General features: G+C 40.6%; 5 protein-coding genes. All 5 read left to right on the top strand.

The genetic code is table 11. The annotated features are described in order from the left end of the window. Nucleotides 1-690: sensor histidine kinase (locus tag K1X56_08365; protein ID MBX7094719.1), on the top strand; the 690-nt coding region annotated here is incomplete at its 5' end. Further along, nucleotides 687-1,349, top strand: a complete 663-nt coding sequence (locus K1X56_08360) for a response regulator transcription factor (GenBank protein ID MBX7094718.1) — start codon at nucleotides 687-689, stop codon at nucleotides 1,347-1,349. The genes K1X56_08365 and K1X56_08360, both read left to right, overlap by 4 nt. A gap of 124 nt (nucleotides 1,350-1,473) precedes the next feature. After that, nucleotides 1,474-5,991, top strand: a complete 4,518-nt coding sequence (locus K1X56_08355; GenBank protein ID MBX7094717.1) for a gliding motility-associated C-terminal domain-containing protein — start codon at nucleotides 1,474-1,476, stop codon at nucleotides 5,989-5,991. A 24-nt stretch (nucleotides 5,992-6,015) separates the two neighbouring features. Continuing rightward, the gene (locus tag K1X56_08350; protein ID MBX7094716.1) at nucleotides 6,016-6,957 is read left to right on the top strand and encodes a type IX secretion system membrane protein PorP/SprF; all 942 of its coding nucleotides are present in this window, start codon (nucleotides 6,016-6,018) and stop codon (nucleotides 6,955-6,957) included. Between the two features lie 17 nt (nucleotides 6,958-6,974). After that, the gene (locus K1X56_08345; GenBank protein MBX7094715.1) at nucleotides 6,975-8,915 is read left to right on the top strand and encodes an OmpA family protein; all 1,941 of its coding nucleotides are present in this window, start codon (nucleotides 6,975-6,977) and stop codon (nucleotides 8,913-8,915) included. Nucleotides 8,916-9,258: the final 343 nt, after the last annotated feature.

Genomic DNA, 9,258 nt, shown 5'->3' with positions numbered 1-9,258 from the left:
ATATTAATTTTGTTGTTTATTGTTTTCTACATCCGTAATCAGCGGAACATCCGCAAGGAACAAGAGCGTTTTAGTCAGCAATTAATTGCCAACCTCGAAAAGGAAAGGAGTCGCATTGCCCGCGATTTGCATGATGATATCGGACAAAGTCTCTCTGCCGTAAAATCGCGCTTAAATATTTTAGGAAGAAATGGGGAAGAAAATTTGCAATCGCTCGAAGAAGAAGTTGGAAAAGTAATTGAGCAAACCCGCGAAATTTCACGGAACTTATATCCCTCCTATTTAGAAAAAATCGGATTAATACGAAGTATTGCCCGCTTAATGGAAATGACGCAATCCGGAACCGGAATAGAATGCAGTTTTGATGTGTGCAATGAAATAGAAGAAATATCTCCCGAAAATAAAACGCATTTGTATCGTATTATTCAGGAATGTGTAACCAATACCACGCGTCACTCCGGTGCAAGTGCATTAAAAATTTCCATTGAGAAGAGTGGAGAACATTGTTTATTTACTTATAGAGACAATGGAAAAGGTATTGGAAATCAAGAGGAGATTCGGGGGATTGGGTTCTTAAGTATCCGCGAAAGGGTTAAAATGTTAAAAGGAGAATTGCAGTTGAGCGATAATCAAGGCAAGGGTTTCCGATTAATTATTAAATTTAACCTGGAAAGGATTTCTAATTCATGAAGCTACTCATTGCCGATGATCACCCGATTTTCAGAAAAGGATTAAAGGATATTGTCCTTAATTCATTTCCGAATGCCGAAATTACTGAGTGTGATTCGGGCAATATTACCTTGGAATCAATCCGAAGCATTCAACCCGATGTTGCCATTCTGGATATTGATATGCCGGAAATGAACGGACTGGAAATCTGCCAGAAAATTTATTCAGAAAACATTCCGACTAAAGTAATTATCCTCACCATGTACAAAGAGGAAGAAATGTTTAACAAAGCATTCCTCACCGGAGCTTCCGGTTATGTTGTAAAGGATAATTCAGTAATCGAAATTGTAGATTGCATTAAGGAAGTGATGCTGGGTAAAAAATTTATCGGCCAATCCCTCCAATCTGCTTTTAATAAATATCGCGAGGCGGATAAGAAAAAAGAAAAAATCCAGGATCTTCTTTCAACGCTAACACAGGCTGAATTAAAAACCCTCAAGCTGGTTAGTCAAAACCGCTCCAGTAAAGAAATTTCTGAATTGCTTTTTGTTTCGGTTAAAACCGTAGAAAATTACCGTTCGCGAATTTGTAAAAAGCTCGAACTCGATGCCCGGAACAATAGCTTATTGCTGTGGGTAAGCGAAAACAGAGAGCTTTTGTCGACCATCCGTGAATTTTAATTCGTCGATGAATTAATCCTGTTAAACTTTACTTTTTATCGATTTAGCCCCATTTTTTGAGGGGCCACCCCTCTTCTTTCCGGGGATTCGGCTACGATACATTTGCAGCGGAAAACTACGAATCATGAAAATCAACATTCAGAAAATGAAAATTTTCGGGAGAAGGACTATCGTTCTTTTAGGACTTCTTACCAGCACTTTAGTAAACAAAGCTCAAACCACCTTTCGTACCAGCTACGATATTGCGGCATTAGATATTGCAGGTGGAATGGTGGAAACACCAACGGGCGATTTTGTTTTTGCCGGAACCAATACATCGTTCTTGCCACTTTATGGTAACATCACCAAGGTGAGCAGTACAGGTAACGTAATTTGGAGTAAGGCATTTGTTGGGGGAATTGCAACACAGTTTAACGATCTCAAAAAAGTAAGCACCGGAGGGTACATCGCAGCAGGTGGTTCGGATAGTAATGGTGCAGTACTTGTGCGTATCGACGATAACGGAAATCTGATTTGGGCCAAACGCTATTCATTACCTAATCGTCCCTCCGATGACGCCTCCGTAGAAACAGCGAACTCTATTATAGAAACTTCCGACGGCGGATTTCTTGTGGGAGGAAGTGTGGATTATTTCTGGGACGGAGTAAGTGCCAATACAGTTGATACTACTTCTGCATTCGGATTTAAAGTGAATTCGGCAGGTGTTTTACAATGGAGCAGAGTGTGGACCATCTCCACTGCTAATCCGGATGAACATTACATCAACGATGTTGCAGAATCGGCCGACGGATATTTCTTTGTTGGTGAATCATCTGAAGGAACAGGAACATTAGATTCAGATGGTGACTACCCACGCAATGGATTAATCATTAAAACCGATTTAAGCGGAAACCTCACTTATATAAGAAGGTTTGGAGGTAGTGGAAACAGCCAGGGATTAAATGCCGCATTACGACTATCTACCGGCGATATTTTAGTTGGAGGTTATGATAACCTCGATGCTATCATTGTAAAACTACAAGGAACAGGATCTACACCAACCGTTGGAAGTTTTTCTCGCAAAATCAATGGATCAGCATTTCCGCCTGCAACATTTATTGTACAGGATCTGATGGAAAATTCCGATGGAAACTATTCCGTAATCGGAACAGAAATTTCCGGTTTGTTTCCCACTTTTTATTCGACCATTTTTAAATTGAACAGTTCAACCGGAGCATTGATTTTCGGAAGAGGATATTCACCAATCGGACTTTCTTCCATATTACCGGAAGGTGGATTATGTAGTGACCAGGGTTATTATATGGTAATGACGGATCAGCAAATTACCGGATTTAATTATAATCTCATTCGAACCGATGCATCCGGAAACATGAACGATCCTGATGCAGGTTGTCCACCTACCACCCGAACTCCTTCACTAGGAAATTACACGATGTCATTTTCTACTCCAACCAGTTCGAATTTCAACCTAGCATCCGAAGGAACTTTCACGCCGGTGGTTAACAATTTAACGCCAACCGTAAATTCACATTGCTTAAATGTAATTTGTACCCCACCGGTAGCTCCTACCGTTTCAACTAATCCTAGTCCAGCTACCATCTGTCAGGGAGCATCTGTAACTTTAACCGCAAGTGGCGGAACGAATGTGACCTATCACTGGTACACTGTATCGTCGGGAGGAACTGCATTTTCAAATTCAGCATCTACCGTTGTTAGTCCAACCACTACCACTACCTATTATGTAGAAGCGGAAGACAATACCAATCCGGGATGTGTTTCGTCGCGAACTTCGGTTACCGTTACCGTAAATCCATTACCCAATGTAGTTGCGAGTCCATCCCCAACCAGCGTCTGCTCCGGTAATGGACCGAATATTTCGCTTTCATCTACAGTGCCGGGTACAACATCAAGCACCACATTTGCATGGACCGTTACTCAATCGGGTGCAACAGGAGCAAGTAATGGATCCGGATCAACCATCAATCAAACATTAACTGCAAGCGGTGTTACACCGGGAACGGTGACGTATACCGTTACGCCCACTTCGAATGGTTGTACAGGAAGTACAGCAACCGTTACCGTAACTGTAAATCCAATTCCTACAGCAACAGCTACTCCATCATCAACATCTGTTTGCTCAGGAAATGCACCATCAATTGCATTAACTTCGAATGTAAGCGGAACAACATTTGCCTGGACCGTTTCTCAAACAGCGGGAATAAGTGGAGGAAGCAACAGTAGTGGTTCGAGTATTTCGCAAACCTTATCCAATTCCGGTACAACAGCAGGAACAGCAACCTATACAGTTACACCAACTGCAAATGGTTGCAGCGGAACTGCAATTACTGCAACCATCACCGTAAATCCTGCACCAGTTGCAACAGCTACACCATCCACACAAACTATTTGTTCCGGCAATGCAAGTTCAATTGCATTAAGTTCGAACACGGCAAATACCACTTACGCATGGACCGTTTCTCAAACTGCAGGAATAAGCGGTGCCTCCAATGGTAGTGGAAGCAGTATTGCACAAACCATCAGCAATTCGGGAACAACATCAGGAACTGCAACTTATACAGTTACACCAACTGCTAATGGTTGTAATGGTTCACCCATCACTGCTACCGTAACTGTAAATCCAACACCGGTTGCAACTGCAACACCATCCACACAAACCATTTGTTCAGGAAATGCAACATCCATTGCATTGGGATCGAATGTTGGAGGAACAGCATTTAACTGGACCGTATCACAAAGTGGTGTAACAGGTGGAACCACTAATTCAGGATCATCCATTGCGCAAACATTAAGTACAAGCGGAACAAATCCAGGCACTGCAACTTATACAGTAACACCAACTGCAAATTCATGTAATGGAAGTCCAATTACTGTTACAATTACCGTTAATGTTACACCAGATCTAACAGGAGTTTCAGCAAGTAATACAACTATTTGTGCGGGACAATCCACAACGCTAAATGCAAGTGGTACCGGCGCAACTTCGTTCGATGTATATGATGCTCCAACCGGTGGCACATTGTTAGGCGCAACACCATTGAATGTATCACCCGGTGCAACCACCACCTATTATATCGAAGCGGCAAACAGCAATGGTTGCGGAGATTTAGCAGGACGACAATCTATCACTGTTACTGTAATTCCGGTTGCAGATCCATCCTGGACGAGTCCCGGCGCAACATGTATACAAGCAGGTCCGATTAATTTAAACACACTTATTACCGGAACAAGCGGAGGAACATGGAGTGGTACTGGCGTTAGCGGAAATATTTTTGATCCAACCGGTTTAGCAGGACAAATCATTAACATAACCTATACGGTTGGAACCTCACCTTGCGTACAAACTTTGACACAAAGCATCAGCGTGCAGGCAACTATTACTGCAACATGGAATAGTCCAGGCACCATGTGTGAATCGGATGGTGTGTTAAATCTTAATCCGCTTATTACCGGAACTGCTGGTGGAACATGGAGTGGAACTGGTGTGAGTGGAAATACATTCGATCCAACAGGATTATCAGGTACGGTGAACATCACCTATACTGTAGGAGTAGCGCCTTGTCAGGATGCTGTTACCAATTCCATTTTAGTAAATGCATCACCTTTAGATCCTACCGTAAACGCAAGCAGCAGCACAATTTGTAACGGAGAAACAAGCACTATTACCGCAAGTGGATCCGGTGCAAATATTACGTACAACATTTATGATGCTTCCGGAAATTTATTGGGAACATCTCCATTAACGGTTACACCAACTGTTGGAACAACAAATTATTTTGTGGAAGCTGTTAATCAAAATGGTTGTACGAATCTTGGTGGACAAGAACAAATTTCCATTACCGTAAATGCAAATCCAAATGCAAGTGCTGGTAACGACGTACAAATTTGTCCGAATACCTCTACTATACTTACAGCAAGCGGAGGCGGAACCTATAATTGGGAAACCGGGGAAACAACTGCAAGTATTAGTGTAAATCCTACAAGTAACACGTATTATTCCGTTACCGTTACCAACGCACAAGGATGTAGCGCAAGCGACAGTGTTTTGGTTTCTATTTACAATGCAGGAAGTATAGATGCCAATAACGATTCTACTTATGTAGAGAACACATCCAGCGTAAGCATCAATACTTCATTGAATGATATAGGTAATCCCGGAACTATTGGAATTATTAATAATTCATCCAACGGAACCTACACCGTAAATGGGACCACCATCACCTACGATCCGAATGATAATTTCATTGGTTATGATACCATCACCTATGTGATTTGTGATGCATTCTGTTCCGATTTCTGCGATACAGCAATCGTTGTATTCCGCGTAACTGAAGAAATAATAATCAATGTACCCGGAGGATTCTCACCAAATGGTGATGGCATCAATGACAACTTTGTGATTACAGGATTGGAAAAATATCCGGAGAACGAATTATACATCTACAACCGCTGGGGAGAGTTGGTATTTCAGGCGAAGCCATATACCAATAACTGGAACGGACAATCCAATACCAATCGCATTTTATTTGGTGAAGACGTAGTGGATGGAACCTATTTCTATGTGTTGAAATTAAACGACACGTTGGAACCATTACGCGGATCATTGGAATTAAGAAGAAAATAATTGTAGAATTTTTATCTGAAGCATATGAAAACTTTTAAATATACAATTGCTGTTGTTGTCCTTATTTTAGGAATACAAACCAATGCCAGTGCTCAAAATCAGTATTTGGTGAGTCAGTATATGTTACACCACGGATTTGTAAATCCTGCTGCTATTGCCAATACCAATCGTATGAGTGGAGCGGCGTTTTACCGCACGCAGTGGACCGGATTTTCAGGAGCACCGGTATTACAAGGTCTCAATTTCAACACACCTTTTGGTGATGGAAACAACGCTGCGGGAATTACCATTTTACATGATCAGATTGGTGTGAACCGCGATATTGAAATTACGGGAACCTACGCTTATCGCATGAAAGTTTCGCGTAACCAATATTTATCTTTAGGTGCAGCAGCTACACTTTCATTATTGCAGAGCGATTTCAGTCAGGTAGAAACCACCCAACCTAACGATCCGATTTTCACAGCAAACACACCCATGTTTGCCATGCCCAATTTTAAGTTTGGCGCTTATTATTTCAGCAGTAATTTTTACGCGGGAATTTCCATTCCGAATATTTTGCAGAACAAAATCATTTACGCATCGGAATACAAAGGTGAAACGAAATTTAATTTTAATGCCATGCATATGTACATCAATGCAGGTTATAGCTGGAAAGTGAACCAATCGTTTGATCTGAATTTTTCAACGATGATCAAAAACATTTCCGGAGCTCCATTACAAATTGATTTTAACAGCACAGCTGTATTCAATAAAAAATTTGGAGTAGGATTATCGTACCGCACCAGCAAGGAAGCCGTTGCATTATTAAATTTCCAGCTATCACCATCCTGGAAAATTGGTTATGCCTACGATTTCAATTTTTCTAAAATTGGAAATTATTCCAATGGAAGTCACGAAATCATGGTTGTATTTAACATGATTCAACAAAAATCACATGCTATTTTAGAATCACCACGATTCTAAACGAAAGAATTTACATTATGAAATCACTTCGGATTGTATTGCTCATTGCTTTGAGCAGCATAACACTTTTTGCTTCTGCCCAACGAAAACACCTGGAAGAAGGCGACGATTTTTATAAGCGCAGAATGTACCTCGAAGCCATTGCATCGTACAAAATGGCGCTGCAGGAAAATGTGGTGGTAAAAAAGTTTTACATGACCCAGCAAATTGCTAAAACGTATAAGCGATTGTTCGACTATAAAAACGCGGCCGAATGGTATGGAAAACTGATGGAGTTTAAAAATGAGAACTCAGCAGAAAACATGTTTGAGTATGCGGAAATATTAATGAATCTGGAGCAATACGATAAAGCTGCAGAAATATTTAAAGCCTATTGCGAAAAATCGGGTCGACCCGAACTCAGCAATAAATATGCTGCGCTGTGCAAATGGCCAAAAGATAACAGTTCATTAAAAAAGGATTACATCACTTACAAAACAAATATTGAAACGGGTGGACGAAGCATGGGGCATTGTCTTTACAACAACGGATTAATTTATGCACTTCCGCAAAATCAGGATTTTCAGGTAAAGACTACCTATTATGATTTAGCCTATGCTCAAGCTGCAGATTCCATCAATTTTGGCGCACCGCTTGTTTTACCCGGCGAAACGAATCGCTCTTTTTATGAAGGGACTCCATTTTTAAGCAGTGACGGAAAAAAATTATTCTTTACCTCCAATGCAACTGAAACTGTAAAATACAACACCAAAAAAGCAGGGAAATCCGGAATCAGTACCAGCGGATTAAATGTGTTGCACATGTATGAAGCAGAAAACGTAAACGGTAGTTGGGTTAATGTAAAAGAATTATCGCTGAATTCGAATGAATATTCATGTGCATTCCCCAGTTTATCTTCAGATGGAAATACCTTGTATTTTGCATCGGATATGCCCGGAGGATTTGGAGGTTTCGATTTGTATTCATCTACAAAAACAAATGATGGAAATTGGTCGCAACCCAAAAATCTGGGGACAAGCGTGAACACGGATCGTGATGAATTTTATCCGATTGTTTGTGATGGAAAATTGTATTTCTCCTCCCGTGGTTTACCCGGATTTGGAGGAAGTGATATATATGTAGCAGAATTAAAAAATGGTATGCCCTCAAATGCAAATAACATGGGTAAACCATTTAATTCTTCGAAAGATGATTTTGCATTTTCCATTCACCCCGGTGCGAAGGACGGATATTTCAGTTCCAATCGCGATGGTGAAACCGGCTACGATCATATTTATTATTTTAAAAAGCGATTTGTTCCGGATACACTTCGGGGTGTAGTTATGGATAAGATTACCGATAAACCTGTAACCGGAGTAAAAGTAGAATTACTTCTGGTAGCAGCAGATGGAAGTGAATCGGTGGTTAATTCCGTAATTACAGGTAAAGATGGTAAATGGGAATTTTTAATCGATCCTGAAAAAAAATACCGTGTGCGTTATACGCTAGACGGATATGAAACGGAGAATCGCACCGTATCCGATATTCAGTCGGTTGGAGAACTACAACGCAACGAAGAAAAAAAGAAATTGAGTCCGGTTTACATGAAACCCATTGTTAAAAAAGATAATGTGGTCCGTATTGATAATATCTATTTCGATTTCGACAAAGCAAGTATCCAACCTTCTTCCTTTCCCATTCTCGATAACATTGTAAAATTCCTGCAAGAAAATCCGGAAGCGCGTATCGAATTAAGCGCTCATACCGACGCAGTGGGAAATGACGCATATAACCTTACGCTTTCCAAAAAAAGAGCGCAATCGTGTTTCGACTACCTGGTATCAAAAGGAATTTCTCCGAACAGATTAGTTCCGGTTGGTTATGGTGAAAAGAAACTATTAAACAATTGTCGTAAAAAGGACGATTGTCCGGAAGAACAACACGCCATTAATCGTCGCGTAGAAGTTAAATTCCTATAATTTTTTGCTGCAAGGCACCTTTCCAACAACGTCACCCTCATTTTCGTTCTTTTTTCCGACGTAGTTTTCCGCCTTGCAGCATTCTTTTTTTAACCTCAACATTTAAATCAGGTTATTTTTTAAACAAATCTAATTGGTTTAGTCCTTTTCCCAATACACTTTATTCTGAAAAACAGCGAGATAAACATTGAGGGGGTAGCCCACCAAATTCGATTTAGTTGACCTACTACATTTGTTCAGCAAGCAAAAAAAGACCATGATCCGAATCATCATAGAACCGGTCATCCGTCCCTGAAAATAATTCAGGATCCCGTCGATTCCTTTCTGAAAATTTTGGCAAGTA

The organism is Flavobacteriales bacterium, assembly GCA_019694795.1.
GTDB lineage: Bacteria > Bacteroidota > Bacteroidia > Flavobacteriales_D > UBA2798 > UBA2798.
Note: the sequence above shows the minus strand (reverse complement) of the source record. Positions and strands in the feature narration are given on the sequence as shown.

What these genes read in the sequence shown, in the direction of transcription:
- K1X56_08360 (MBX7094718.1), top strand. Translation starts at nt 687, where the DNA reads ATGAAGCTACTCATTGCCGATGATCACCCGATTTTCAGAAAAGGATTA.
- K1X56_08355 (MBX7094717.1), top strand. Translation starts at nt 1,474, where the DNA reads ATGAAAATCAACATTCAGAAAATGAAAATTTTCGGGAGAAGGACTATC.
- K1X56_08350 (MBX7094716.1), top strand. Translation starts at nt 6,016, where the DNA reads ATGAAAACTTTTAAATATACAATTGCTGTTGTTGTCCTTATTTTAGGA.
- K1X56_08345 (MBX7094715.1), top strand. Translation starts at nt 6,975, where the DNA reads ATGAAATCACTTCGGATTGTATTGCTCATTGCTTTGAGCAGCATAACA.